23 protein-coding genes and 1 pseudogene are annotated in these 24,220 nt (G+C 72.8%); 8 read left to right on the top strand and 16 right to left on the bottom strand.

All coding sequences use genetic code 11. From position 1 onward, the window contains the following. The first annotated feature begins 155 nt into the window (after positions 1-155). Positions 156-860 (top strand): FadR/GntR family transcriptional regulator, encoded by a 705-nt coding sequence (locus tag C1703_RS35520; protein ID WP_114256692.1) that lies wholly within the window; start codon positions 156-158, stop codon positions 858-860. A gap of 28 nt (positions 861-888) precedes the next feature. On the opposite strand, the gene C1703_RS35515 is transcribed toward C1703_RS35520, so the two are convergent. Next, positions 889-1,362 (bottom strand): carboxymuconolactone decarboxylase family protein, encoded by a 474-nt coding sequence (locus C1703_RS35515; protein WP_114256691.1) that lies wholly within the window; start codon positions 1,360-1,362, stop codon positions 889-891. 160 nt (positions 1,363-1,522) lie between these two features. On the opposite strand from C1703_RS35515, the gene C1703_RS35510 reads away from it, so the two are divergent. The 3 genes from C1703_RS35510 to C1703_RS35500 all read left to right on the top strand — a co-directional run bounded on the left by C1703_RS35510 (position 1,523) and on the right by C1703_RS35500 (position 4,706). Next, positions 1,523-2,554: an alpha/beta fold hydrolase gene (locus C1703_RS35510; protein WP_114257752.1), complete on the top strand. Its 1,032-nt coding sequence runs from the start codon at positions 1,523-1,525 to the stop codon at positions 2,552-2,554. Between the two features lie 184 nt (positions 2,555-2,738). Beyond that, positions 2,739-4,079, top strand: coding sequence for an amidase family protein (locus tag C1703_RS35505; RefSeq protein WP_114256690.1), 1,341 nt, complete (start codon positions 2,739-2,741; stop codon positions 4,077-4,079). Between the two features lie 207 nt (positions 4,080-4,286). After that, entirely contained in the window at positions 4,287-4,706 is a 420-nt protein-coding gene (locus tag C1703_RS35500; protein WP_114256689.1) for a VOC family protein, read from the top strand. On the opposite strand, the gene C1703_RS35495 is transcribed toward C1703_RS35500, so the two are convergent. The 8 genes from C1703_RS35495 to C1703_RS35455 all read right to left on the bottom strand — a co-directional run bounded on the left by C1703_RS35495 (position 4,678) and on the right by C1703_RS35455 (position 12,893). Next, positions 4,678-5,283, bottom strand: coding sequence for a GNAT family N-acetyltransferase (locus tag C1703_RS35495; protein ID WP_114256688.1), 606 nt, complete (start codon positions 5,281-5,283; stop codon positions 4,678-4,680). The genes C1703_RS35500 and C1703_RS35495 overlap by 29 nt on opposite strands. A 16-nt stretch (positions 5,284-5,299) precedes the next feature. Further along, on the bottom strand, positions 5,300-5,782 hold the full coding sequence (locus C1703_RS35490) for an N-acetyltransferase (RefSeq protein WP_114256687.1): 483 nt from the start codon (positions 5,780-5,782) through the stop codon (positions 5,300-5,302). A gap of 57 nt (positions 5,783-5,839) precedes the next feature. Beyond that, positions 5,840-6,013, bottom strand: a complete 174-nt coding sequence (locus C1703_RS35485) for a hypothetical protein (RefSeq protein ID WP_114256686.1) — start codon at positions 6,011-6,013, stop codon at positions 5,840-5,842. Positions 6,014-6,423: 410 nt separating this feature from the next. Next, a complete protein-coding gene (locus C1703_RS35480) occupies positions 6,424-7,926 on the bottom strand; it encodes an SDR family NAD(P)-dependent oxidoreductase (RefSeq protein WP_114256685.1) in 1,503 nt (500 codons plus the stop codon). 103 nt (positions 7,927-8,029) lie between these two features. Beyond that, on the bottom strand, positions 8,030-9,373 hold the full coding sequence (locus C1703_RS35475; protein WP_114256684.1) for a wax ester/triacylglycerol synthase family O-acyltransferase: 1,344 nt from the start codon (positions 9,371-9,373) through the stop codon (positions 8,030-8,032). Between the two features lie 271 nt (positions 9,374-9,644). Then, the gene (gene glgC / locus C1703_RS35465; protein ID WP_114256683.1) at positions 9,645-10,865 is read right to left on the bottom strand and encodes a glucose-1-phosphate adenylyltransferase; all 1,221 of its coding nucleotides are present in this window, start codon (positions 10,863-10,865) and stop codon (positions 9,645-9,647) included. 51 nt (positions 10,866-10,916) lie between these two features. Beyond that, positions 10,917-12,068, bottom strand: a complete 1,152-nt coding sequence (gene glgA, locus C1703_RS35460; protein WP_114256682.1) for a glycogen synthase — start codon at positions 12,066-12,068, stop codon at positions 10,917-10,919. A gap of 39 nt (positions 12,069-12,107) precedes the next feature. Continuing rightward, positions 12,108-12,893, bottom strand: coding sequence for a (2Fe-2S)-binding protein (locus C1703_RS35455; RefSeq protein WP_114257751.1), 786 nt, complete (start codon positions 12,891-12,893; stop codon positions 12,108-12,110). 228 nt (positions 12,894-13,121) lie between these two features. Between C1703_RS35455 and C1703_RS35450 the strand changes: the two genes are divergently transcribed. Next, positions 13,122-14,399, top strand: a complete 1,278-nt coding sequence (locus tag C1703_RS35450; protein ID WP_114256681.1) for a DMT family transporter — start codon at positions 13,122-13,124, stop codon at positions 14,397-14,399. On the opposite strand, the gene C1703_RS35445 is transcribed toward C1703_RS35450, so the two are convergent. Further along, on the bottom strand, positions 14,389-15,639 hold the full coding sequence (locus tag C1703_RS35445; protein WP_114256680.1) for a peptidoglycan DD-metalloendopeptidase family protein: 1,251 nt from the start codon (positions 15,637-15,639) through the stop codon (positions 14,389-14,391). The genes C1703_RS35450 and C1703_RS35445 overlap by 11 nt on opposite strands. 348 nt (positions 15,640-15,987) lie before the next feature. Here C1703_RS35445 and gndA point away from each other — a divergent pair, with 348 nt between their 5' ends. Further along, entirely contained in the window at positions 15,988-17,427 is a 1,440-nt protein-coding gene (gene gndA / locus C1703_RS35440) for an NADP-dependent phosphogluconate dehydrogenase (protein ID WP_114256679.1), read from the top strand. Positions 17,428-17,965: 538 nt separating this feature from the next. On the opposite strand, the gene C1703_RS35435 is transcribed toward gndA, so the two are convergent. The 3 genes from C1703_RS35435 to C1703_RS35425 all read right to left on the bottom strand — a co-directional run bounded on the left by C1703_RS35435 (position 17,966) and on the right by C1703_RS35425 (position 20,025). Then, the gene (locus tag C1703_RS35435; RefSeq protein ID WP_114256678.1) at positions 17,966-18,310 is read right to left on the bottom strand and encodes a GNAT family N-acetyltransferase; all 345 of its coding nucleotides are present in this window, start codon (positions 18,308-18,310) and stop codon (positions 17,966-17,968) included. 28 nt (positions 18,311-18,338) lie between these two features. Beyond that, positions 18,339-18,758, bottom strand: a complete 420-nt coding sequence (panD, locus tag C1703_RS35430; RefSeq protein WP_114256677.1) for an aspartate 1-decarboxylase — start codon at positions 18,756-18,758, stop codon at positions 18,339-18,341. Positions 18,759-18,948: 190 nt separating this feature from the next. Next, positions 18,949-20,025, bottom strand: coding sequence for a helix-turn-helix domain-containing protein (locus C1703_RS35425; protein WP_198678359.1), 1,077 nt, complete (start codon positions 20,023-20,025; stop codon positions 18,949-18,951). A 181-nt stretch (positions 20,026-20,206) separates the two neighbouring features. On the opposite strand from C1703_RS35425, the gene C1703_RS35420 reads away from it, so the two are divergent. Next, a complete protein-coding gene (locus C1703_RS35420) occupies positions 20,207-20,500 on the top strand; it encodes a DUF1330 domain-containing protein (protein WP_114256675.1) in 294 nt (97 codons plus the stop codon). Positions 20,501-20,669: 169 nt separating this feature from the next. Continuing rightward, positions 20,670-20,984, top strand: a pseudogene (locus tag C1703_RS35415) (transcriptional regulator); the annotation flags it as partial. 99 nt (positions 20,985-21,083) lie between these two features. Here C1703_RS35415 and C1703_RS35410 read toward each other — a convergent pair. The 3 genes from C1703_RS35410 to C1703_RS35400 form a co-directional block, all read right to left on the bottom strand. Next, on the bottom strand, positions 21,084-21,785 hold the full coding sequence (locus C1703_RS35410; RefSeq protein ID WP_114256674.1) for a response regulator: 702 nt from the start codon (positions 21,783-21,785) through the stop codon (positions 21,084-21,086). After that, positions 21,782-23,410, bottom strand: a complete 1,629-nt coding sequence (locus C1703_RS35405; protein WP_114257750.1) for an ATP-binding protein — start codon at positions 23,408-23,410, stop codon at positions 21,782-21,784. Before C1703_RS35405 ends, C1703_RS35410 begins: the two co-directional genes overlap by 4 nt. A gap of 174 nt (positions 23,411-23,584) precedes the next feature. Continuing rightward, positions 23,585-24,145, bottom strand: a complete 561-nt coding sequence (locus tag C1703_RS35400; RefSeq protein ID WP_232840683.1) for a hypothetical protein — start codon at positions 24,143-24,145, stop codon at positions 23,585-23,587. Positions 24,146-24,220 lie beyond the last annotated feature (75 nt).

Genomic DNA, 24,220 nt, shown 5'->3' with positions numbered 1-24,220 from the left:
CCATCGACCGGTGTTCCAGCAGATGCCCGCATACTTATCAGACCACTCCCCCGCCAGAACACCCCGCGACACCACATTTCCGCGCCTGGGACTCATAGTGGTCCGACCACCCTGACGGTTAGACTGCGCCGGAGCGCTGTGATCGGAGGACTGGCGTGGACGACGAGACAGCCCCGCAGAAGGGCACCGTGACGCAGCGCGCCATCGAGCGGATCAAGGCGATGATCGGCGAGGGCCGACTGGAGCCGGGCCAGCGGCTGCCGACCGAACGGGACCTGGCCGCGCAGCTGGGCATCTCCCGCAGCTCGATGCGGGAGGCGATCCGCGCGCTGACGGTACTGGGCGTGCTGGAGGCCCGGCACGGCTCGGGCATCTACGTCACGCAACTGGAGGCCGGCGACCTGCTGGAGACCTTCGGCGTCGTCGCGGACCTGTCGCGCGGCCCGCGCCTGGTGGAGCTGCTGGAGATCCGCCGGATCCTGGAGTCGACGGCGACGGCACTGGCCGCCGCGCGGATCACCCCGGACCGGCTGGCCGAGGTGGAGAAGCACCTGGCGGCGATGAACGCCACGGACGATCCGGAGGAGATCCTCGCCCACGACCTGGCCTTCCACCGCGAGATCGCGGCGGCCGCGGGCAACGAGACGATGGCCGCGATCCTGGAGGGCCTGTCGTCGCGGACCTTCCGCGCCCGGGTCTGGCGCGGCTACCAGGAGGAGGGCGCCTTCGCCCGCACCCGCCGCGAACACGCGGCGATCCACCGCGCCCTGGCCGCCCACGACCCGGAGGCGGCCCGCGCGGCGGCGGCCGCGCACGTGGGCGAGGTGGAGGAGTGGCTGCGGGCGCAGCTCGGGCCCTAGGAAAGCCCCAGGGCCCGGTGTTCCACCGCTACTTGAACTGGCCGGGCCGGTAGTCGCCCGCCGGCCGCTGGAGGATGACGTTCAGCCGGTTCGCGGTGTTCATGAAGGAGATCAGGGCCACCAGCGCGACGAGCTGCTCCTCGTCGTAGTGCTTCGCGGCCCGCTCCCACACCTCGTCCGGGACCCCGCCGGCGCCGTCCGCGATCCGGGTGCCCTGCTCGGCGAGTTCCAGGGCGGCGCGCTCGGCCTCGGTGAAGACCGTGGCCTCACGCCATCCCGCGACCAGGTGGAGACGCACGGAGGACTCGCCCGCCGCCTCGGCGTCCTTGGTGTGCATGTCGATGCAGACCGCGCACCCGTTGATCTGGCTCACGCGCAGCGAGACCAGCTCCCGGGTGGCGGCCGGCAGCTCCGAATCCACGACCAGCCGTCCCAGGGAGGCGAACTGCCTGGCGAGCTTGCTCCCGCTCTCGGTGGCGAAGACGTCCAGACGCGCGCTCATGGTGAGCTCCTTCTTCGTTGTCGGTGCTTACGCCTCTATGAGCCGTCGGCCCCTCGCCGATGTGACATGGACGGATGTGATCTGCGTCTCCGCTCTCTTCGCGCTACGGCCGGAGGACCGAGCTGCCCCTGCGGGGGCCGGCCGGGTCACAATGGACCGTATGCGGCTCCGGGGTACCGCCCGTGCCGCCGCCGGACTGCTGCTGGCCGTCGCGCTCGGCTGCACCGGCGGCGCGGAGGACGACGCGCCCGAGCCGTCCCCGGCATCGGCCCGGACCACGAGCGAGAGCCCCCGCGGCACGCCCTCCCCCGCCCCCTCCCCGGCCGATCCCGTCTCCCTCCCGGCCCTGATGCACCGCGAGCACACCGGCTCCGGCCTGCGCCTCGGCGCCGTGCTGGACCGCACCCCCGCCTACACCCGCTACGCCGTCACCTACGAGGCGAACGGCCTGACGATCTCGGGAATCATGAACATCCCCGAGGGCGAGGGCCCCTTCCCGGCGCTGGTGCTGGCGCACGGGTACATCGACCCGGACGTCTACGTCAGCGGCCAGGGCATGCCCCGCGAGCAGGACCGCCTGGCCCGCAGCGGCTACGTCGTCCTGCACACCGACTACCGCAACCACGCCCGCTCCGACGACGACCCGGACAACGACGTGAACCTGCGCCTCGGCTACACCGAGGACGTCATCGGCGCCGCCCTGGCCCTGCGCGGCTCCGGCCTGCCGGAGATCGACGGCGACCGCATCGGCCTGTTCGGCCGGTCCATGGGCGGCGGGGTCGTGTACAACACGCTGGTCGTGGCGCCCGGGCTGTTCGACGCGGCGGTCGCGTACGCGCCGGTGAGCGGACGGCCGCAGGAGAACATCGACCACTTCCAGCGGCCCGACGGCGACCCCCTCGTCGCCGAGATCGAGGAGAAGCACGGCACGCCCGGGGAGGACCCGGCCTTCTGGCGCGATGTCTCGCCCCTCACCTTCGCCGACCGGGCGACCGAGCCGCTGCTGATCCAGCACGGCACCGCGGACGACACCTGCCCCCTGGCCTGGTCACGGGAGGCCGCCCGGGTGTTCCAGGAGGCGGGCAAGGACGTGGAGTTGCGCACCGTCGCCGGTGAGGGCCACACGTTCGGGCACCGGTGGGCGTCCGAAATGGACGTCACGGAAGCCTTCTTCGAGCGCCACCTGCGCTGAGCACCGCAGGCCCCGCACCGAGCGTTACCTGCGCGGAGCACCGCACGCCCCGCACCGAGCGCCCTGACGGCGTGTTCCGGCGCGTAAAACGGCTCGCGATCTCGACGTGCGCCCCCGGCCGGTGCACAGTTCTCCCTACGTACTCACCGGTAGCCCGTCTCCCCCGTCCTCCCGAGGAGCCTCTGTGACCACCTGGGCCGGCCGCACCGCCGCCGAGATGTCCGCCGCCGTCCGCGAGAAGCGGGTCACGCCCCGGGAGGTGGTCGCCGAGCACCTCGAACGGATCCGGCGGCTCGACGGCCGGCTGGGCGCCTTCCGGCTGGTCCGTGCCGAGAAGGCGCTGGCCGAGGCCGACGAGGTGGCCGCACGCGGCGACCTCTCCGAACTCCCCCTGGCCGGGGTGCCGGTGGCCGTCAAGGACAACGTGGCGGTGCGCGGCGAGTCCCGCCGCGTCGGCTCGGCGGCCACCCCGGACACGCCGACCGCGCATGATCACGTGACGGTGGCCCGGCTGCGGGCCGCGGGCGCGGTCGTCGTGGGCCTGACGCACGTGCCCGAGCTGTGCGTCTTCGGCACGACGGACGGCGTGCTGGGCACCTCTCGCAACCCCTGGGACCCGGCGCGCTCGGCGGGCGGCTCCTCAGGCGGCAGCGCCACCGCCGTCGCGGCCGGGATGGTGCCGATCGCCCTCGGCAACGACGGCATGGGCTCGCTGCGCATACCGGCCGCCAACTGCGGCCTGGTCACCATCAAGCCGGGGCACGGAGTGGTCCCGGCGGGCGAGGGCAGCACCTGGTTCGGCATGGCGGAGCACGGCCCGCTCGCCACGACCGTCGAGGACGCCCGCCTGATGCTCTCGGTCCTCGCCGGCACCGCGCCCGTCCCCCGGTCCGAGCCGGGCACGCTCCGGGTCGCCGTGTCGCTGCGCAGCCCGCTGGCCGGCGTCACCATCAGCCGCCCGTACGCGACGGCCGCCCGCGAGGCGGCCGGGGCGCTGATGCGGGCGGGCCACCAGGTCCGCCGCGCCGACCCGCCCTACCCCCTGTCCCTCGCGACGACCTCGCTGACCCACTGGGCGGCGGGCACGGCCGCGGACGCCCAGGGCCTCGAGTCCCGTCTGCTGACGCGGCGCACCCGCGTCCACGCCCGCGTCGGCCGCCCGTTCCTGGCCGGGGTGCGTTCCGGGGGCGGCCGGGAACAACTGCGGCGCCGGCTGGAGCCGTTCTTCACGGAGTACGACGTGCTGCTCACGCCCGCGCTCGCCCGCCGCTCCCCCAAGGCCGGGCCGTGGCACGAGCGGGGCTGGCTGAGCAACGTGCTGGCCAACACGACCTACTCGCCCCTGACGCCCGCGTGGAACCTGACCGGCTGGCCCGCCATGGCGGTCCCCTGCGGAACCCTTCCCTCCGGCGCGCCCGGCTCCGTGCAGCTGGTGGGACGCCCCGGCTCCGAGTCCCGACTGCTGGACCTGGCGGCCCAGTTGGAGGAGAGAAACCCGTGGCGGCGTACGGCGCCGGTGAACTAGTGTCGGCCGGGTGACTGCCGGGTCGGCCGTAGGCCATGCACGAGTGAGGCGCCCGGCCTCGGAGTGAGCGCGGCGGGGGCCACCCCGCCCGGGCCCGCCCGAGTGCCGGAGTGGGCGCGCGCCCCGCCTCCCGTCTCCGTTCCCCTCTTGTCCGCGCCCTCTCGCGGCGCGTCCCCACAGACCAGTGAACCGGAGACGAACCCACTCATGTCCCACGCACAGCACACCCCTGCCCTGCCGGGCAAAATCGCCCGCCTCGACCACACCGCCGTGTTCGCCTCGGACCGCCGGCTCTCGGCGGATCTCCTGGCGGCCGTACTGGGCCTGGAGGTCGGCGCCCCCTTCGGGCCGTTCCTGCCCGTGGACCTGGGCAACGGCGTGACCCTCGACTACTACGAGAAGAGAGACGAGCCGATCCAGCCGCAGCACTACGCGTTCCTCGTGCCGGAGGAGCAGTTCGACGCGATGATCGCCCGCCTGGAGACGCTCGGGGTGACGTACTACGCCGACCCGAACCACACCGAGCCGGGCCGGGTCAACGACCTCTTCGGTGGTCGCGGCGCCTACTTCGACGACCCGGACGGCCACAACATGGAGATCATGACCCGGCCGTACGTCCGGCCCTGACGGCCCGCTCCGGGACCGCCCGGGACATGACCCAGTGATGCTTGCCGAGGCGCCGGACCCGCTCGAAGCCCCGGCCCTCGAACAGCGTCACCGTGCCGGTGAACAGGAACGACGCTGAGACCTTCCGGCCCTCGGTGTCCTCGGGGTAGCCCTCCACGGATCCGCCGCCGAGCCGCGCGATCTCCTGGAGGGCGCCTTCGAGGGCGGCGGCGGCGACTCCTCGCCCGCGGTGGGCACGATCGACGAAGAAGCAGGTGACGCGCCAGTCCGGGAGGGCGTCGAGGTCCTTCTCGTAGGCGTGCCGGTGTTTGATGCGGGGCAGTTCGGCGGGCGGCCCGAACTGGCTCCAGCCGACGCAGTCCGGGCCGTCGTAGACGAGGGCGGCGTGCGCACGGCCCTCGCGGACGCGGGTCTCCTTCTCCCAGCGGTTCTGCTGCGGGTCCCGGTCACGGCTCAGGCCCTCGGGATGGAAGGCCATGCACCAGCAGCCGCCCCACACGCCCTTGTGCCGCTCGACCAGAGCGGCGAAGTCCGGCCAGGTGGCCGCATCGAGGGGTCTCACCCGAAGACCGGTCATGGGCTCCTCCGGAGGTCTACAGCGCCCGGTGCATGATGTGCAGCCCCACCCGGCCGTGCCGGGGGTGGTCGAAGGCGTCCGGGACGGTGCCGAGGATGGTGAAGCCGAGTGAGGTCCACAGTTTGACGGCCGGGTTGGTCTCGACGACGGCGTTGAACACCATGCCCCGGTAGCCGGCGGCCCGGGCCTCGGTCAGGAGGTGTTCGGCGAGGGCCCGGCCGTAGCCCCGGCCGCCCTGGTCGGGGTCGACCATGAAGCCGGCGTTGGCGATGCCGGCGGCGGGCCCGCCGTAGTTGGGGGTGAGGAAGGCGGAGGCGACGACGCTGCCGCTGCCGTCCTCGACGACGTAGACGCGTTTCGCCGGGTTCATCCACAGGACCCGGGCCTCCTCCTCGGAGGTACCCGGGTCCCAGGCATAGGTCTCGCCCGCGGCGACGATGCGGTGCCAGAACGGCCAGATGCGCGGCCAGTCGTCTGCCGTTGCTTCCCTGATCAGCATGGGGGCGAGTGTGGCACGGCCGTGCGGTCGGCGATCGCGGAGGGGGTGCGCCCGCTGTCAGTCGACGCTGGGCAGGATGTGGGGCTCTGCGAGGTCCTCCTCGTAGCCCGCGAGGCGGATCGGGGCCGAACGGGCCCACACGTCGAGGCTGCCGAGCTCGTCGACCCGTCGGCCGGCGCGCTCGCCGCGTTCCTTGGGGCGCTGTTCGCGATTCGTCTTCTCCGGTGTCACCGCGCACTCCTTATGTGTCGGTCACCCTCGGGACGTACGCGCCGGTCCTGCTGCGCCTGACGCCCGCTCGGGCCTGAAATGTCACATGCAGTTCGGACGCGGTGGCGCCGGTCGACTCACGGGAGAGCAGGCCGTGGTGAACCGGCTTGTCCCATGACGGACCGTGGGTGTGGGTAGGACCCCGTACTGCTGTCCGTCCGCTCCAGATTAACCAAATGAGCAGGCCCCCGCTCGATGGGGCTGAAAACAGACGGTAACGATCGCGCGTCATCCCGCGTTCAACACGGGTTTCCGTACCGTTTTGTCCATGCGGGGGCGTTGTGCGGATCGCCCGTTCGGGGTAGCTCGACGACAGCGCTTTCAAGCCGGTTGGCCGCGCGGCCGGTTCCGAAGCGACTGACGGCCGGGCCCTACCACTTCCCCGGCGCGTAGTCCTTCAGGAAGACCCCGTACAGGTCCTCCCCCGCCTCGCCCCGCACGATCGGGTCGTACACCCGGGCCGCGCCGTCGACGAGGTCGAGGGGCGCGTGGAATCCGGCCTCCGCGAGCCGCAACTTGTCGTAGTGCGGCCGCTCGTCCGTGATCCACCCGGTGTCGACCGAGGTCATCAGGATGCCGTCGGTCTGGAACATCTCCTGGGCGCTGGTCCGCGTGACCATGTTCATCGCGGCCTTCGCGGCGTTGGTGTTGGGGTGCCCCGCGCCCTTGTAGCCGCGGCCGAAGACCCCCTCCATCGCCGACACGTTGACGACGTACGCGCGTCCGCTCGCCGCCTTCTTCGCGGCCTCGGCCATCGCCGGCCGCAGCTTGCTGATGAGGATGAACGGCGCCGTGTAGTTGCACAGCTGGGTCTCCAGCAGCTCCACCGGGGAGATCTGCTCGATGGTCTGCACCCAGGTGTTGGTGTCGACGACGTCGGGGACGAGGCCGCCCGCGTCGATCGCCGTGCCGTCCAGGTGCCGCTCCACGCTGGCGTTGCCGGCGACCAGGGCGAGGTCGGCGACCTTCTGCGCGTCGAGACCGCTGGTGCCCACGGGCAGCGCGGCGAGGCCGTCGACCGCGCCGGAGTTGAACGCGCCGATGACGTGGTGGGCGGGCAGCTCCCCGGCGGGCAGCGGCGCGCTCTCACCCTCGACCAGGGCCGCGTAGGCGGACGGCAGGCGGCGTACCGTCTGGGTCGCGTTGTTGACGAGGATGTCGAGCGGCCCGGCCTCGGCGACCTGCTCCGCGAGGGCCACGGCCTGCGCCGGGTCGCGCAGGTCGATGCCGACGACCTCCAGGCGGTGCAGCCAGTCCGCGGAGTCGTCCATCGCCTTGAAGCGGCGGATGGCGTCCTTCGGGAACCGCGTGGTGATGGTGGTGTGCGCGCCGTCGCGCAGCAGCCGCAGCGCGATGTACATGCCGATCTTGGCGCGGCCGCCGGTGAGCAGGGCGCGCTTGCCGGTGAGGTCGGCGCGGACGTCGCGCTTCTCGCGGTTCACGCGGGCGCAGTCCGGACAGAGCTGGTGGTAGAAGTAGTCGACTTCCACGTACCGCGTCTTGCACGTGTAGCAGGAGCGCGGGCGCTGGAGGATGCCGGCGATCCGGCCCTCCTCGGTGCGCGAGGAGGGCAGCAGGCCCTCGGTCTCGTCGTCGATGCGCTGGGCGGAGCCGGTCGCCGTGGCCTCCGTGACCGCCCTGTCGTGGGCGGTCTTGGCGGCCCGGCGCTCCTGGCGGCGGCGCTGCTTGACCGTGCGGTAGACGCCCGCGGTGGCCCGGCGCACCGCGATGGCGTCCGGGTGGTCGATCTCCAGCTTGTCGAGTTCCTCGAGCACGCTGAGGCAGACGGCCAGCCGCTCGGGGTCGATGCCGGGTCCGTACGAGTGCCCGCTCGCCTCGTCCATGGCCTGCGGGCCGTCCTCTGTCACCGTCATCGCCGCTGTGTTTCCCTGCTCTGCCTCGCGGCGCGCCGGTCGCGCCCGCTTTCGAACGGCGAATTTTACTTCAGCGCCGGGCCGCACCGAAAACGCGCGCCGCTCACGACCGGCAGGCCTTGATCAGCGTCGCCACCTCCTTGGAGACGGCCGTCGCGAACAGGTCCAGGTCGGAGACGGCCTCGCCGTCGGCGACGAGTCCGTAGTGGACGCTGCCCCGGTACGTCGAGACGGCGACCGCGAGGGAGTGGCCGGGGGCCAGCGGGGCGAGCGGGAAGACGGCGGTGAGGGGGTGGCCACCGAGCTTCAGGCCGAGGCTGGGCAACGGCACGCTGGTCACGAGGATGTCGAACCAGAGCCGGGCCGCCTGGCCGACCAGGGGTCCGCCGAGCCGGTGGGCGAGGGCGGGGACGTGGTCGGCGAGCAGGGCCACGGCGCCGGCGCCCCGGTTGGGGCCGGCGTCCTTGTTGCGGTCCATGGCGGTGCGGACCGAGGCGAGACGGGCCAGCGGGTCCGGGTCGTCGACCGGAAGCCGTATCAAGTACCCGGAGAGCCGGTTGCCCTGCGGGTAGGCGGTGCGCGGGCGGCGCTTGGAGACGGGGATCAGGGCGCGGGGCGCGACGCCCTCGCTGCCGTCGCCGCGCTCGTCGAGCCAGCGGCGCAGGGCGCCGGCGACGACCGCGATGAGGACGTCGTTGACGGTGCCGCCGACGGTCTTGCGGATGCGGTGCACGTCGTCGAGGTCGAGGACCACTCCGGCGGTGCGGCGGGTGCCGCTCGGCTCGCAGGTGAGGGCCGGGGTGGAGCGCACGTCGAGGGAGGAGCGGGCGACGGCGGTGCCGATGTCCAGGGCGCGGGCGGCGTCGGAGAGGGCGCCGCGCATGAGGCCGGGCAGGTCGCGCACGTCCGGCAGCAGTCCGCGCGGGGGTTCCGCGGGGCGGGGCCGGGGGGCGGGCATGTCCATCGGGTCCATGACGCCCGCGGCGAGCGTCAGGGCCCGCAGCCCGTCGGCGAGGGCGTGGTGGAACTTGAACAGCACCGCGAAGCAGACCCCGTCCTCCCCCGGCAGCACATGGGCCTCCCAGGGCGGCCGGCCGCGCTCCAGCGGGCGCCCCATGAGCCGGCCGGCCTCCGCGTGGAAGTCGGCGGTCGGCGCGTGCAGCCGCACGTGGTGCAGAGGGTCGAAGCCCGGGGCCGGTTCGCGGGCGGCGCCGCCGAAGGCGAGCGGGCGGCGCAGGGCGGAGGGCAGCGGCTGCCACACGTCGCGGATCCGCATCCGCAGTCCGGACACGCCGGCGGCGCGGGCGGCGAGCAGGTCCGCCGCGTGGGCGCCCGCGGCCGGAGAGTGCGCGGAGAAGATCCCGAGCGCGCCGAGGTGCATCGGGTGGTCGGCGGACTCGATGTTCCAGAACGCCAGGTCGAGAGGAGCGAGCAGGTCAGAGGTCAAGGGCTTGCCTCGCGTCGACGACGGGTGGGCCAGCAGTCAATCGCCCCCAACCGATTACGGTCAAGTACGATCAGGCTACGTACAGTTAACAGCGGATTAAGTCCCGCCCCGATGAGAGGGGCGGGACTCATGGTGCATGTGCGGTCAGTCCAGCACAGGTTGCGGCGCCGGGCACCCGGTGGGAGTCACCCGGGAGGACGTCACGGAGCAGCGCCTCGGCCCCGCACCGCACGGCACGCTCCGAGGGCGAGAGGTGCGGCCCCCCGCCGCGTCAGGTGACCAGCTGTCCCTTTCCGAGGGCGATGACCCCGCCCTTGGACACCGTGTACAGCTCGGCGTCGCGCTCCGGGTTGACGCCGATGGTGGCGCCCGGCGGCACCTCGACGTTCTTGTCGAGGACGGCGCCGCGCACCACCGCGCCCCGGCCGATGTGCACGTTGTCGTGCAGCACCGACCCCTGCACCACGGCCCCCGGGTCGACCACCACGCCCGGCGACAGCACGGACCGGGTGACCTGCCCGCGGACCAGGCAGCCGGCGCTGATGATGGACTCGCTGGCGATGCCGCCGGCGTTGAAGCGGGCCGGCGAGAGCTGGTACGAGTGCGTGTAGATCGGCCAGCTGCGGTTGTACAGGTTGAAGGCGGGGCGCTCGGCGATCAGGTCCATGTGGGCCTCGTAGTAGGCGTCCAGCGTCCCGACGTCCCGCCAGTAGCCCTGGTCGCGGGTGGTCTCGCCGGGCACGTGGTTGGCGCTGAAGTCGTACAGCGCGGCCTCGCCCCGGTCGGTGAGCTGAGGCAGGATCGAGCCGCCCATGTCGTGCACGGAGGACTCGTCCTCCGCGTCCCGCTTGAGCGCCTCGATGAGGGCCTTGGTGGTGAAGATGTAGTTGCCCATCGAGGCGAAGACGCAGTTGGGGTCGTCCGCGAGTCCGGGCGGGTCGGCCGGCTTCTCCAGGAAGCGCTCCACCGTCTGCCCGTCCGAGCCGGGCGTGATCACCCCGAACGACGAGGACTCGGTGCGCGGCACCCGGATCCCGGCGACCGTCACGCCCGCGCCGCTCTCGATGTGCTGGGCGAGCATCTGGCGGGGGTCCATGCGGTACACGTGGTCGGCGCCGAAGACGGCGACGTACTCCGGGCGCTCGTCGTAGATCAGGTTCAGCGACTGCAGGATCGCGTCGGCGCTGCCCAGGTACCAGCGGGGGCCGAGGCGCTGCTGGGCGGGGACGGGCGTGACGTAGTTGCCGAGGAGGTTGGACATCCGCCACGTGGTGGTGATGTGCCGGTCCAGCGAGTGCGACTTGTACTGCGTCAGGACGCAGATGCGCAGGATGTCGCCGTTGACGAGGTTGGACAGGACGAAGTCGACCAGGCGGTACGTGCCGCCGAAGGTCACCGCCGGTTTGGCCCGGTCCGCGGTCAGGGGCATCAGCCGTTTGCCCTCGCCGCCCGCCAGCACGATCCCCAGGACCGAAGGACCACCACCACGCATGGCCGCTCCCCTCACGCCGATTTCCCGATGCCTGCCCCTGAGCAGCACGCACTAAGCCTGTTTGACGATCTCCTCATAGAGCCGGACCGTACGGCGGGCCACCGCGTCCCAGCCGAACTCGCCGACCGCGCGCTCCCGCCCGGCCTCACCCATCCGCCGGGCCGCCTCCGGATCGCCCAGCACGGTGTCCATGGCCCGGGCGAGACCCGCCTCGAAGCCGTCGCCGGCCGGGACGAGCAGGCCGGTCCGGCCGTCGTCCACCACCTCGGGGATGCCGCCGACCGCCGAGGCCACCACGGGCGTGCCGCAGGCCATCGCCTCCAGGTTCACGATGCCGAGCGGCTCGTACACCGAGGGGCACACGAACAGCGCGGCGTGCGTGAGGAGCTGGATGACCTCCGGACGCGGCAGCATCTTCGGGATCCAGTACACGCCGTCGCGGACCTCGCTCAGCTCCGCGAACAGCTCCCGGAACTCCCGGTCGATCTCCGGCGTGTCGGGGGCGCCCGCGCACAGCACGACCTGCGCGGCCGGGTCGATGTCCCGCACCGCGCGCAGCAGGTGCGGCACGCCCTTCTGCCGGGTGATGCGGCCGACGAACAGGACGTACGGGCGGGAGCGGTCGAGGCCGATCCGGTCCAGGGCGTCCGTGCCGTGGTCGGGCCGGTACAGGCCGGTGTCGATGCCGTTGTGCACGACGTGGACCTTCTCCGGGTCCAGCGCCGGGTAGCAGCCGAGGATGTCGTCGCGCATGGCCCCGGACACGGCGATCACCGCGTCGGCGGCCTCGATCGCGGTGCGCTCGGCCCAGCTGGACAGCTCGTAGCCGCCGCCGAGCTGCTCGGCCTTCCAGGGGCGCAGGGGCTCCAGGGAGTGCGCGGTCATCACGTGCGGGATGCCGTACAGCAGCTTGGCGAGGTGGCCGCCGAGGTTGGCGTACCAGGTGTGGGAGTGGACCAGCTCGCGGCCCTGGAGGGCGGCGGCCATCGCGAGGTCGACGGAGAAGGTGCGCAGCGCGTCGTTGGCGCCGTCGAGCGCGGACCAGGGGCGGTGGCGCAGCACGCCGTCGGCGCGGCCCTCGCCCCAGCAGTGCACGTCGAGGTCGACCAGCGGTCTCAGCTCCCGGGCCAGGAACTCCACGTGGACACCTGCGCCGCCGTACACGTCCGGCGGGTACTCCCGGGTCAGCAGTCCGACGCGCACCCGCAACTCCCTGCTCTCAGCGGCCGTTCCCTTTCATGGTCACCCAGAAGAGGCGCGTGGGGAAGAGCGGGGCGGACGCGGGAAGCAACAGTCGCCGCAGACACCCCCGCCGGGGACCCGGTAGTACAGGCAGCAGCTGCGGCGCCGGAAGGCCGTGCCGGTGAGGGTCCCGGCGCCGTCGAGCAGCGGGTGCGCGAGGAGTTCCCCGGCCAGGGAACGGGCCCGGGCGGCGGCGTCCGTACGGCCCTGCCGGCGCGCCCAGCGGTCGAGCTCCCGGGCGGCACCGGCCAGCGCGGAGGCGGCGTTGCCGCGCAGCAGGCCCGGGGCGAGGCGGTAGTGGGCGCGCAGGGCCGTCGCCAGCGGTGCGAGGTGGCCGTGCAGGACGGTGTCGGCGAGGGTGGCCGCGTCACCGGGCAGGGGGCGTACGCCCGGCAGCCACAGGTCGTCGGGGGCGCTGCCGTCGGGGTCCCAGCGCAGCAGCCGGGCGTCGAGGTCGGGGATGCCGCCGTACAGCGCGGCGCAGCCGAGCGTCACCGACCAGAGCCGGGCCGCGAGCCCCTGCTGGGTCACGGACGCGGCGATCCGCAACTCCGGGGCGCGCAGGGCGTTCGCGACCTTGTGGACACGGAAAATCAGGGGATTTCCGGCCACATCGGGTGACGGGGCGGCGTAGGCCTGTGCGAGAGTGGGAAGAGGCCCTGCCGTGGCTCCTTCGGAAGCTCCTTCCGCGGCTCCTTCGGAAGTTCCTTCCGCGGCTGCTTCCGTGTGCAGCACGAAGAAGCCGCCCAGCGGGCGGAGCGCGGCGAGGCCGGGGTCGAGGTCCACGAAGAGCAGTAGTACCAAGGCCCCTAAGGGACGCGACCCGGTGGCCCCCGACCGGCGTCGCCCACCCTGGGGATGACGGGGCTCCCCTCGTACTCCATCGGCAGTAGGACCCAATGAGTGCTCAGGGACGACGACGGGAAGACCTGGACACGGCAGGGTGTTGGTCATGAAAGCCGACCTTTCGCCGCGCCGGGCCGAGCGCCCCCGCCTGACGCAGAGGAGCAGCCGATGAGCGCCCTCGCGTTGTCCGTCCTGCTCTCCCTCGTCTCCGCGGTCGCCTACGCGGGCGGGGCGATCGTGCAGGAGCGGGTGGCGGAGTCCTCGCCGGGCGAGGAGTACGCGCCGCTGCGCCGGCCGGGCTGGTGGGCGGCGGTCGCGCTCAACGGCCTCGGCGGCCTGCTGCACGTGGTGGCGCTGGCCTACGGTCCGCTCAGCCTGGTGCAGCCGCTCGGCGCGCTGACCATCGTGGTGGCCCTGCCGATGGCCGCGCTGTTCGTCGGCCGCAAGGCGGGTGCCACGGCCTGGCGGGGCGCGATCATGGCGACGGTGGGGCTCGCCGGTCTGCTGGCTCTGGTGGCCGCGTCCGACGCGCAGTCGCTGAACGCGGCGGAGCGGGTGGCCGTCGCCCTGGTGACCGCGGGTGTGGTGGTGGCGCTGATGATCGCCGCGCGGGCCGTGCACCGCCACCCGGCGGTCCGCAGCACGCTGCTGGCGACGGCCTCGGGCATCGCGTTCGGCATGTCCTCGGTGTTCACCAAGACCGTCGCGGTCGACTGGACCGGCGGCGTGTCGGCGGCGGACGTGCCGTCCCTCGCCGTGATCGGCGTCCTCGCCACGGCCGGCATGCTGCTGTCGCAGGCCGCCTACCGGGGTGCCGGCCTCGCGGCGCCGCTGGCGACGCTGACGGTCGTGAACCCGGTGGTGGCCGCCGCGGTCGGCATCACGATGTTCGGCGAGACCTTCCACTACGGCACGACGGGCACGGTGCTCGCCCTGGGCTGCGGCGTGGTGGCGGCGGGCGGACTGATCCTCCTGACGACGGAGCGGCTGACGCACGCCGAGCCGGAGGGTGAAGGGGCCGGGCTGGAGATCGCGGGGACCGGGCTGGTTCCCGTGGACACGGGCCTCGGGGCGACGGGGGCCCTGCCCAGGCCTGAGTTGGTGGGTACCGCGGCCGGGCGGCCGGGAGGCGTGGGCGTGACCGAGCCGGTGGGTGCACGGGCCGAGCCCGTGGGTGCTGTCGCCGAGCCCGTGGGTGGTCACGCCGCCCAGGGCCGGACCACCGGGGCCGTGCCCGGTGGTGGGCCGCTGCTCGTGGAGGAGGTCCTCGTGCCCGGCCCGGGGGCGCCGCCCGCGCCGTCCGCGCGGGACGTCGTCCCGTACGAGAGCGGGGAGCCGTCGGTGCCCGCCGACGATCAGCGCCCGCTCTCCTACGTGCCCTTCCACGGCATCCCGTACGTCCCGATGCCCACGGTCGACCGGCACCGCACGCGCGTCAGATCCTGACGCCGCCGGCCCTCAGATACGCCACCGGGTCGACGTCCGTACCGAAACCGGGCCCCGTCCGCACCTCGAAGTGCAGATGCGGGCCCGAGCTGTTGCCCGTGGAGCCGGAGCGGCCGATGCGCTGCCCGGCGCTCACCGTCTGCCCGTCCCGCACGGAGATCGCGGACAGGTGGGCGTACTGGCTGTAGCGGCCGTCGCCGTGGCGGATCACGACCTGGTAGCCGAACGAGCCGCCCCACCCCGCGGTCACCACGGTGCCGCTCGCGACCGACTTGACGGACGTGCCCGTCGGCACGGGGAAGTCGACACCGGTGTGGTACCCCTGCGACCAGGCGGAACCCGCCTTGCGGTAGGGCGTGCCCAGGGAGGCGCTGACGGGCGCGACCAGGCCCTGCCGGGTGGCCGTCGACCGTGCGGCCCGGTCCTCCTTCTGGTCCTTCGTCCGTTCCCTGGCGCGCTCGTCGGCGCGGTCCGGGGACGGCTTCTTCGTCGCCGGTTTCTTCGTCGCCGGCTTCTGCGCGGACGGCTCGGCCGACGGGGACGGCTTGTGGGCGGGACGCGTCTTCGTGGTGCCCTCGCCGCTCAGCGCGAGCCGCTGGCCGGGCACGATCAGATCGGGGTCGCTCCCTATGGTCGAGCGGTTGGCGGCGTACAGGCCGCGCCAGCCGCCCCGGACCTGCTCGTCCGCCGCGATGCCGGAGAGGGTGTCGCCGCGGACCACGGTGTACATCTCGGCGCTGCCCGCCCGGGACTGCGGTGTGGACTGCGGCCGGACGTCCTCGATGGAGGTCCTCTTCCCGTCCTTCTTCTGGTCCTTCTGCTTCGTGCTCGCGGCGACCGGCCTGATGTCGGGCTCGCCGCCGCCCCGGGTCAGCCCGGCCCGGACCGAGCAGACCGGCCAGGCTCCCGGGCCCTGCCCGTCGAGCACCTTCTCCGCGACGGCGATCTGCTCGTCCTTGGTGGCCAGGTCCGCGCGCGCCGCGTAGGCCCGGCCGCCGTACGCCTCCCAGGTGGACTGGGTGAACTGCAGCCCGCCGTAGAAGCCGTTGCCGGTGTTGATGTTCCAGTTGCTGCTGGACTCGCAGGCGGCGACCTTGTTCCAGGTGTTCACGTCCGCCGCCTGCGCCGTGCCGGCGCCCATGAACGGGAGCGCCATGCCCGCGCCGCCCGCGGTGACGGTGAGTGAGGCGCGGTTGATCCTGTTCGGCTGATACCGGCGGTGCCGGCCGCGTACGGCCATCGATTGCCCCCCTAGACATGCGTCAGGAGGGGCAAAAGTAAGCGCTGCGAACCGGCCAGGACAAGGCGGCTATCGGCCGCCCGGATGCCCAAATGGCCGGTAAGAGGCCCCTGTTGCGCGACGTGCGCCACGGCGGTGCACCGCGTACGCCACGCGGTGCCCGGGTGCGCCGTGCGCGGGGACGCGTACGTCGGCTGAGTGCCACGGGGCCGCTGTGCGTATCTGCCTGCGCGACGTCGTACGACCCGCGCGTGCGGACGGCGTAGCGGCACGTCAGGATGGTCGACGGGGGCATGCCGGTGGGCAGCACCGGCAGCACCAGTACCGAAGTCTTTAGGAGCGAACCGAATGAGCAGTTCAGCGCAGATCGGCGTCACGGGTCTGGCGGTCATGGGCCGCAACCTCGCCCGCAACTTCGCCCGCAACGGCTACACGGTGGCGGTGCACAACCGGACGCCCGCGCGCACGCGCGCCCTTGTCGACGAGTTCGGCGGGGAGGGGCAGTTCGTCGCGTGCGAGTCGGCGAAGGACTTCGTCGCGGCGCTGGAGCGGCCGAGGCGGCTGGTCGTGATGGTGAAGGCCGGTGAGCCGACGGACGCGGTGATCCAGGAGTTCGCGCCGCTGCTGGAGCCCGGCGACATGATCATCGACGGTGGCAACGCGCACTTCGCGGACACCCGGCGCCGCGAGCGCGAGTTGCGCGAACAGGGCATCCACTTCGTCGGCATGGGCGTCTCCGGCGGCGAGGAGGGCGCGCTGAACGGCCCGAGCATCATGCCGGGCGGCCCGAAGGAGTCGTACGACTCGCTGGGCCCGATGCTGGAGAAGATCTCGGCCAAGGCGGCGGACGGTACGCCCTGCGTCTCGCACGTCGGTCCGGACGGTGCCGGGCACTTCGTGAAGATGGTGCACAACGGCATCGAGTACGCGGACATGCAGCTCATCGGTGAGGCGTACCAGCTGCTGCGGGACGTCGCCGGGTATTCCCCCGCCGAGATCGCCGACATCTTCCGCACCTGGAACCAGGGCCGTCTCGACTCCTACCTGATCGAGATCACCGCCGAGGTCCTCTCCCACGTGGACGCGGAGACGGGCAAGCCGTTCGTGGACGTGGTGGTGGACCAGGCCGAGCAGAAGGGCACCGGCCGCTGGACCGTGCAGATCGCGCTGGACCTGGGTGTGCCGGTGTCGGGGATCGCCGAGGCGGTCTTCGCGCGCTCGCTGTCCGGGCACGCGGCGCTGCGGGAGGCCTCGCGCGGTCTGGCCGGCCCGAAGGCGAAGCCGATGGGCGAGGCGGAGGCGCGGGCCTTCGCCGACCGGGTGGAGCAGGCGCTGTACGCGTCGAAGATCGTGTCGTACACGCAGGGCTTCCACGAGATCGACGCGGCGCGCGCCGAGTACGGCTGGGACATCGACCTGGGTGCCGTCTCCGCGCTGTGGCGGGGCGGCTGCATCATCCGTGCGGCGTTCCTGGACCGGATCCGCGCCGCGTACGACGCCCGGCCGGACCTGCCGAGCCTGCTGTCGGACGACACGTTCGCGCAGGAGATCGCGGACGCCCAGGACGACTGGCGCGAGGTGCTGGTCGCCGCGACCCGGCAGGGCGTGCCGACGCCCGGCTTCGCCGCGGCCCTCGCCTACTACGACGCCCTGCGCGCGGAGCGGCTGCCGGCGGCGCTGACGCAGGGGCAGCGGGACTACTTCGGTGCGCACACGTACCGGAGGGTGGACCGGGACGGGTCGTTCCACACGCTGTGGGGCCAGGACCGGTCGGAGGTCTCCGCGTAGGCGGGGAGGACATGCGAAACGGGGCGGTGGACGGCCACGGGTGCCGTCCACCGCCCCGTTCTCGTGTCCGGGCTCAGGACAGCGGCGGTCCTGGCTCGGGGTTCGGTACGGGTTCCGGCCCCGGGGGGATCGGGGACGGGTTCGGGCCCGGCACGGGGTCAGGGCCCGGCGGCGTCGGCGGGGTGGGACCCGGCGGCGTCGGCGGGGTGGGGCCCGGTGGCGGGGTGGGAGCCGGTGGGGGCGGGGTGGGCTCCGGCCCCGGCGGGGGCTGCGGGTTCGGCACCGGATCCGGGTGCGGCTCCGGGTGCTGGGGATCCGGGCCCGGTGTCGGTGCCGGCGGCACGGGGTCGGGATACGGGTTCGTCATGAGGTCCTCCAGCCAGTCGCTCGACTCCGGCTCTGGACTACTCCCCCGCCTACCCGTCGCCCGCCGCGGCAGTCACTCCGCGGCGGGACGGGAAGGGGGCCAGGTGGGGTAGCGGAGCCGGGGCGGCCCCGCCACGGCTCCCCCACCACCGTCGGCGCGTGCGGTCCGGCGTCAGAAACGGCCGGGGTGGGCCCTCAGCCACTCCTTCGCCGCGGTCAGCACGTCCTCGCCCGCCGGCGGTGCCTCGTCGGGGTGGCGTTCGGCCCACTTGGCGACGTAGGGGCACAGCGGGGCGACGACGCTGTGCTCGCGTCCGGCGATGGCGTAGAGCTCGCGTGCCAGCGAACCCGCGATGCCCTTGCCCTCGTGGGCCGGCTCGACGATCGTGTGGACGGGCACGAGCGCGCGCCCCGGGCTGTCGAGCACGAAGTACTCGATGCGCCCGACGACTTCGCCCTCGGCCACCGCCTCCAGACGGCCCGCCGCCCGGTCGTCACGGATCTCCGGGTCGCTCATGGACACGCTCCTGCTCCTGTCGTCTCGGTCAGGCCCCGACGGCCTGCGGGCTGCGCTGCTGGTCCGACCCCGGCACGGGCTCGGACGGGTCGGCGCCGAGGGCCACGATCCGGTTGTCGCCGTCCACGTGCACGACCCGGGGGGTGAGTGCCCGCGCCTCGGCGTCCGTCACCTGGGCGTAGCTGATGATGATCACCAGGTCGCCGGGGTGGACGAGATGGGCGGCGGCCCCGTTGATCCCGATCACGCCCGAGCCTCGCTCGCCCTCGATGACGTACGTCTCCAGCCGGGCGCCGTTGGTGATGTCCACGATGTGCACGAGCTCGCCGGGCAGCAGGTCCGCGGCGTCGAGCAGATCGGCGTCGATGGTGACTGATCCCACGTAGTGCAGGTCGGCCTGGGTGACGGTGGCACGGTGGATCTTGGACTTGAACATGGTACGCAACATCGGTGCACTCCCGAAAATAGGCTCCCTGCCGGCGTTTTTGCAGGTCAAGGGCTTTTCCACACCTTACAGCGAGTCGCGTGTCCGGGCTCTCGTGACGGTCGCCACAGCAGGGCTGGACTACCTGACCTTGAGCCGATCAAAACGCGCAGAGGTTCGGATGAACCACCGGGAAGCGTACGGTGCGGCGTGGCTAAGCGGGAACGGAGCCCGCATCGCCGGCGGCCGGATCCGGGGCACGGAAGGTGCGACGGTACGCCGACGGGGCGACTCCGGCCTCCGCCGCGAGGTGCCGCCGCAGCGAGGTGGCGGTGGCGAATCCGACCTCGTGGGCGACGCGTTCCACCGGCAGATCGCTGGACTCCAGCAGGTGCCGGGCCCGCCGCAGCCGCTGCGAGGTCAGCCAGCGGCCGGGGCTCAGACCGGTCTCCTCCTTGAAGCGCCGGGCGAAGGTACGGGTGCTCATCGCCGCGTGCGCGGCCAACTCGTCCACCGACAGCGGCAGTTCAAGCCGCTGCAAGGCCCAGTCGCGGGTCGGTCCGGTGCCGGTTGTGCCCGTCGGCGGCAGTGGCCGCTCGATGTATTGCGCCTGCCCGCCGTCCCGGTACGGCGGCACGACGCAGAAGCGGGCGGCCTGGTTGGCGACCTCGATGCCGTGGTCCTGGCGCAGCAGGTGCAGGCAGACGTCGAAGCCGCTGGCCGCCCCCGCTGAGGTCAACACGTCGCCGTGGTCGACGAAAAGAACGCCGGCGTCGAGCTCGACCCGGGGGAAGAGTTCCCGGAAGCGGTCGCTGAGCGCCCAGTGCGTGGTGGCCCGACGCCCATCGAGGAGACCGGTGCCGGCCAGCAGGAAGGCACCGCTGCAGATCGACACCAGACGGGTGCCGGGCCGGACCCGGGAAAGCGCGTCCAGGGCCTTCGAGTTCGTGGTGGCGGCCGAGGCATGGGTGATGGCGTAGCCAGGGATGATCACGGTGTCCGCCTCGGCCAGCACCTCAGGGCCGTGCCCGGGCGTGACGGTCAGGTCCGAGACGGCGCGCACGGGCTTCCCGTCCACGCCCGCGGTCACCACCTCGTAGCGGCCACCGGCGGAGCCCAGGACGTGTTGCGGTATGCCGAGTTCGAAGGGGTAGACCCCGTCGACCACGAGGACGACCACCTTGTGGGCGGCGGGCCGCGGTTCCCTGCGCGTCGCGCGATCCGGTTCGTCGGTGCGACCGGCTAAGTCGTGGGCGCCGGGAGGACCAGGGGCGGCATGGTGGGCGGGCATGGCGTGAATGTATCGGAGGCTGACCTTTCCGTCATGGCCGAGGTCGGCTCGAAGGTAAAGGATCGAGGCATGACCTCGACGGAGGCAGGTGAGAACCTCGCCCTCCAAGGCCGTCGTCGGGATCGAGCAATCTGAGTGTCACTTCGAAGTCGGACGTGTCCGGCCGAGCACAGGAGGTTCCATGGCCAAGGGCTACTGGGTCAGTGTCTACCCCGCCATTTCCGACCCTGAGAGGCTGACTGACTACATCGAGCTGGCGGGGCCGGCTGTCCAGGCTGGGGGCGGGCGCCTCCTGTCCAGTTCCGGTCGAGTCGTCGCCCACGAGGCCGGAATCGCCGAACGCGTCGTTCTGATCGAGTTCGACAGTTTTGAACAGGCGGTCGCGGCATACGAGAGCGAGACATACCAGAAGGCGCTGGTGGCCCTCCCCGACGGCTTCGAGCGCGACTTCCGCATCGTCGAAGGCATCGACTGACCGGCGGGCCAGCCCTCGCCGGTCAGTCGTCGCCTGTTACGCACACGGTGCTCGCCAGCGCACTGCTGCCCCCCCTTGCTCGTCTCCGGCGCCATCAGCCCCACATGAGACGAAGCCACCGTGGCGGTCGGTTCAGCGCCGACTGGACCTTGCCGTCCTGGACGCCCGCGTGGGCGTGCGGAACCTGGTGCGGGCGGTCTTCACCGCGGGGCCCTCAGGGCTCGCGGCGTGGCCGGTGCTCCAGGAGGGCGAGGCCCTCGGCCCTGCCCTCGTCGCCGATCTGCGCACGGCTCTCGTCGACCACCCCCTCGACCGTGGCCTGATCGACCTCGTCGAGGAACTGCGGGCCGCCAGCGCGGAGTTCACGCGGTTGTGGGACGAGGGCGCGGTCGGCCCGCACGTGTCGGCCCGGAAGACCGTCGTGCACCCCCAGGTCGGGGAGGTGACGTGCGACTGCGACGTGCTCACCGTCCCGGGGTGCGACGTCCGTCTCGTCGTCCACACGGTGGCGGCGGGTTCCGCCGACGCGGAGAAGCTGGAGTTCCTGCGGGCCACGGGAGGCGCCCGCACGGCCCGCTGCGCCTCACACCCGCCAGGCGTACCGGCGTTCCGGACGTCCCGCGGCGCCGTAGCGCAGGGACACCTCCGCGCTGCCGGTGCCGTGGAAGTACTCCAGGTAGCGGCGGGCGCTCACGCGGGAGACGCCGGTCAGGGCCGCGCACTCGGTGGCGGACAGCGTGCCGTCCGCCTCGCGCAGGGCCCGCTCGACGAGGGCGGCGGTCTCGACGCTCATGCCCTTGGGCAGGGTGTGGGCCGGCGCGGGGACGAACGCGCCGGCCAGGACCCGGTCCACGTCGGCCTGGCCGCGGACGACCGCCGTGAGGAGACGGCCGCGCTGGGCGGCGTAGCGCTCCAGGCGGGGGCGCAGGTCCTCGAATTCAAAGGGTTTGAGGAGGTAGTCGACCACGCCGCGGCGGACGGCGCCGCGTACCGTGTCGGCCTCCTGCGCGGCGCTGATGACCATGACGTCGCAGTCGTGGCCGGCGGTGCGCAGCCGCGGGATGACGTCGAGGCCGAAGAGGTCGGGCAGGTACAGGTCGAGCAGGATGAGGTCGGGGCGCAGTTCGTCCACGGCCTCGATCGCCTGGGCGCCCGTGTGGGCGACGCCGACGACGCGGAACGGCTCGACGCGTTCCACGAACGCGCGGTGGACCCGGGCCACCATGAAGTCGTCGTCGACCACGAGGACGTCGATCGTGCCCGTCTTGTCGCTCGTCGCGGTCATGGGGCCGCTCCTTCCGCCACCGTGCCGGTGAGGTGGCCGACGGTCATGCGTGCGGTGAACACGGCCCCGTCGGGGGTGTTGGACACCGAGATCTCTCCCCCGTGCCGTTCGCACACCAGCTTGGTCAGGGCCAGTCCGATGCCGCGTTCGCCCTCCCGCGCGGCCTTGGTGGTGAAGCCGTGGGAGAACACCTCGCGGGCGAGTTCGGGAGCGACGCCGGGCCCGGAGTCGCGGACCGCGATCTCCACGCTGGAGGCGTCCTGGCGCAGCGCCACCTCCACCCAGGCGTCGTCGTCCTGGGCGGCGGCGTCGACGGCGTTGTCCACCAGGTTGCCGACGACGGTCGCCACGTCGGCGGCGTCCTCGGGGGCCAGCCGTTCCAGCGCGGTGTCGTCGGAGATCCGCAGGTTGACCCTGCGTTCCGCCGCGAGGGACGCCTTCGCCATGAGCAGCGCGGCCACCGCGGTGTCCCGGACGCGGCGGCTGAGGGTGACGTCCAGGGACTGGCGGCGCTGGTTCAGGGCGCGGATGTAGCGCACGACCTCGTCCTGCTCGCCGATCTGGATCAGCCCGGAGATGGTGTGCAGTTGGTTGGCGAACTCGTGGGCCTGGGCGCGCAGCAGCTCCGAGGAGCTGCGGAAGGAGCCGATCTCCCGTTCCAGGCGGGCCAGTTCGGTGCGGTCGCGCAGGGTGGTGACCGAGCCGAGGAGCCGGCCGTCCTTGGTGACGGTCATCCGGTTCATGACCAGGACGCGGCCGTGGCGGACGACGACCTCGTCCCGCCTGCCGGCGGCGGTCCCGGCGAGCACGTCGCGCAGCCGTCCGTCGATGCCGAGGCCGTCCAGGCTCTGGCCGACGCAGTCCTCGGGCAGGCCGAGCAGGCGGCGGCCCATGTCGTTGACGAGGGTGAGCCGGTGCTGCGGGTCCAGGGCGATGACGCCCTCGGCGATTCCGTAGAGCATCGCCTCGCGGTGTTCGGCGAGCCCGGCGATCTCGCGCGGCTCCAGTCCGAGGGTCTGGCGTTTGACGCGCCGCGCGAGCAGCCAGGAGCCGGCCACGCCGAGTCCGCTGGCGATGCCGAGGTAGGCGAGCAGAGAGGAGGAGGCGCCGCTGAGCCGCTGCCACACCGTCGGGTCGGCCTCGCCGATCATGACCGTGCCGAGGATCCGGCCGAGGTTCTCCTCACTCGCCCCGAGGACGGGGACCTGGGCGGCCAGCTCGCGGTTGCCGTCCAGGGTCAGCTGACCCGACCAGCCCCGTCCCCGGGCGGTGCCGGGTCCCAGCGGCAGTCGCTCGCCGACCACCGTGGGGTCGGTGGAGCTGACGATCCGGCCGGTGGCGTCGGCCACCGTCACCGAGGTCACTCCGGACTGCGCCTGCGTGGAGAGCACCAGGGGGGCGAGCGACTCCCCGGGGCCGGGGCGCACCAGCTGGCTGCGCACCAGCGGGTTGGCGGCCAGCTGTTCGGCGAGCGCGCTCACCCGGCGTCCTTCGACGCGGTTGAAGGTGGCCTGCGACTGGGCGAGGGAGACCGCGGCGACCGCCAGCAGCACCACCACCACGATGGCGAGCTGGAGCACCAGCATCTCGCCCGCGAGCGAATGGCGACGAAAGGTGGCGACCACGACGGACTCAATCTTCTCTGCCGGCACAAGGGGGGCGGCTCATGTGCGCCGCCGGACCTGGAGTCGCACAATCATGACGTCCACCAGCGCAAACCGGAAGGGAGGCGTCATGGGAGACCCGGCACACGCCTTCCGGGGTGCCGGCCTCGTGCGCCTGCTCGGGGGGATGTGACGTCAGGAGGCGTTCGCGCCGATGCCGGACAACTCGCGGATGGTGCCGCCGAGTTTCGCGCGGAGCGGCTCCAGCGTCTCCGGTTTGGCGCTGACCACCCAGCGCATGCCCACCAGGTACGTGCCGCCGTACACGCGGGCCGATTCGAGCCAGGTGTCCTTGAGTCGCTCCTCGGGGAAGGTGGTGATGAGGAAGTCGCCCTTCGCGGTGTGGCACACGCCCTCGCGCAGCTCGTCCGCCTCGGTGCGGATCTTCGCCGTGCAGCCGGCCAGCCCGGCGATCACCTCCACCTTCGCCGGCGCGACGACCCCGGCGGCGGGAGCGGCGGACCCCTTCGCCGCGGACCCGCTCGCCGCGGACCCGCTCGCCTCGGACCCGCTCGCCTCGGACGCGCTCGCCGCGGACCCGCTCGGCGTCACCGCCGCCGTGTCGCCGTCACCGCCGCCGCAGGCCGTGACGAGGAGCAGCGCGGCCAGGACCCCGGCCGCGGCGACGGCGCGCAGCCGTCGGGCGCGGGACGGGGTCCGGCGGGCGGGTCGTACGAGCGGTGGCTGGTGGGACACGTCGCCTCTCCGGGTGCGGGCTGTCGGCAGGAGTACTCGACAGGAGTACGGACCGGCCCGGGGAGGCGTTCACCC

It is taken from the genome of Streptomyces sp. Go-475 (genome assembly GCF_003330845.1).
GTDB lineage: Bacteria > Actinomycetota > Actinomycetes > Streptomycetales > Streptomycetaceae > Streptomyces.
The sequence above is the reverse complement of the archived record's forward strand: the minus strand, read 5'-3'. Positions and strand labels throughout refer to the sequence as shown.

Bases quoted from the DNA above. Each gene is read 5' to 3' on its own strand.
- C1703_RS35515 (WP_114256691.1), bottom strand. From the start codon at position 1,362: ATGAGCGCGCGTCTGGACGTCTTCGCCACCGAGAGCGGGAGCAAGCTC.
- C1703_RS35510 (WP_114257752.1), top strand. From the start codon at position 1,523: ATGCGGCTCCGGGGTACCGCCCGTGCCGCCGCCGGACTGCTGCTGGCC.
- C1703_RS35500 (WP_114256689.1), top strand. From the start codon at position 4,287: ATGTCCCACGCACAGCACACCCCTGCCCTGCCGGGCAAAATCGCCCGC.
- C1703_RS35495 (WP_114256688.1), bottom strand. From the start codon at position 5,283: ATGACCGGTCTTCGGGTGAGACCCCTCGATGCGGCCACCTGGCCGGAC.
- C1703_RS35490 (WP_114256687.1), bottom strand. From the start codon at position 5,782: ATGCTGATCAGGGAAGCAACGGCAGACGACTGGCCGCGCATCTGGCCG.
- C1703_RS35480 (WP_114256685.1), bottom strand. From the start codon at position 7,926: ATGACGGTGACAGAGGACGGCCCGCAGGCCATGGACGAGGCGAGCGGG.
- glgC (WP_114256683.1), bottom strand. From the start codon at position 10,865: ATGCGTGGTGGTGGTCCTTCGGTCCTGGGGATCGTGCTGGCGGGCGGC.
- C1703_RS35450 (WP_114256681.1), top strand. From the start codon at position 13,122: ATGAGCGCCCTCGCGTTGTCCGTCCTGCTCTCCCTCGTCTCCGCGGTC.
- C1703_RS35445 (WP_114256680.1), bottom strand. From the start codon at position 15,639: ATGGCCGTACGCGGCCGGCACCGCCGGTATCAGCCGAACAGGATCAAC.
- gndA (WP_114256679.1), top strand. From the start codon at position 15,988: ATGAGCAGTTCAGCGCAGATCGGCGTCACGGGTCTGGCGGTCATGGGC.
- C1703_RS35435 (WP_114256678.1), bottom strand. From the start codon at position 18,310: ATGAGCGACCCGGAGATCCGTGACGACCGGGCGGCGGGCCGTCTGGAG.
- panD (WP_114256677.1), bottom strand. From the start codon at position 18,758: ATGTTGCGTACCATGTTCAAGTCCAAGATCCACCGTGCCACCGTCACC.
- C1703_RS35425 (WP_198678359.1), bottom strand. From the start codon at position 20,025: ATGCCCGCCCACCATGCCGCCCCTGGTCCTCCCGGCGCCCACGACTTA.
- C1703_RS35420 (WP_114256675.1), top strand. From the start codon at position 20,207: ATGGCCAAGGGCTACTGGGTCAGTGTCTACCCCGCCATTTCCGACCCT.
- C1703_RS35410 (WP_114256674.1), bottom strand. From the start codon at position 21,785: ATGACCGCGACGAGCGACAAGACGGGCACGATCGACGTCCTCGTGGTC.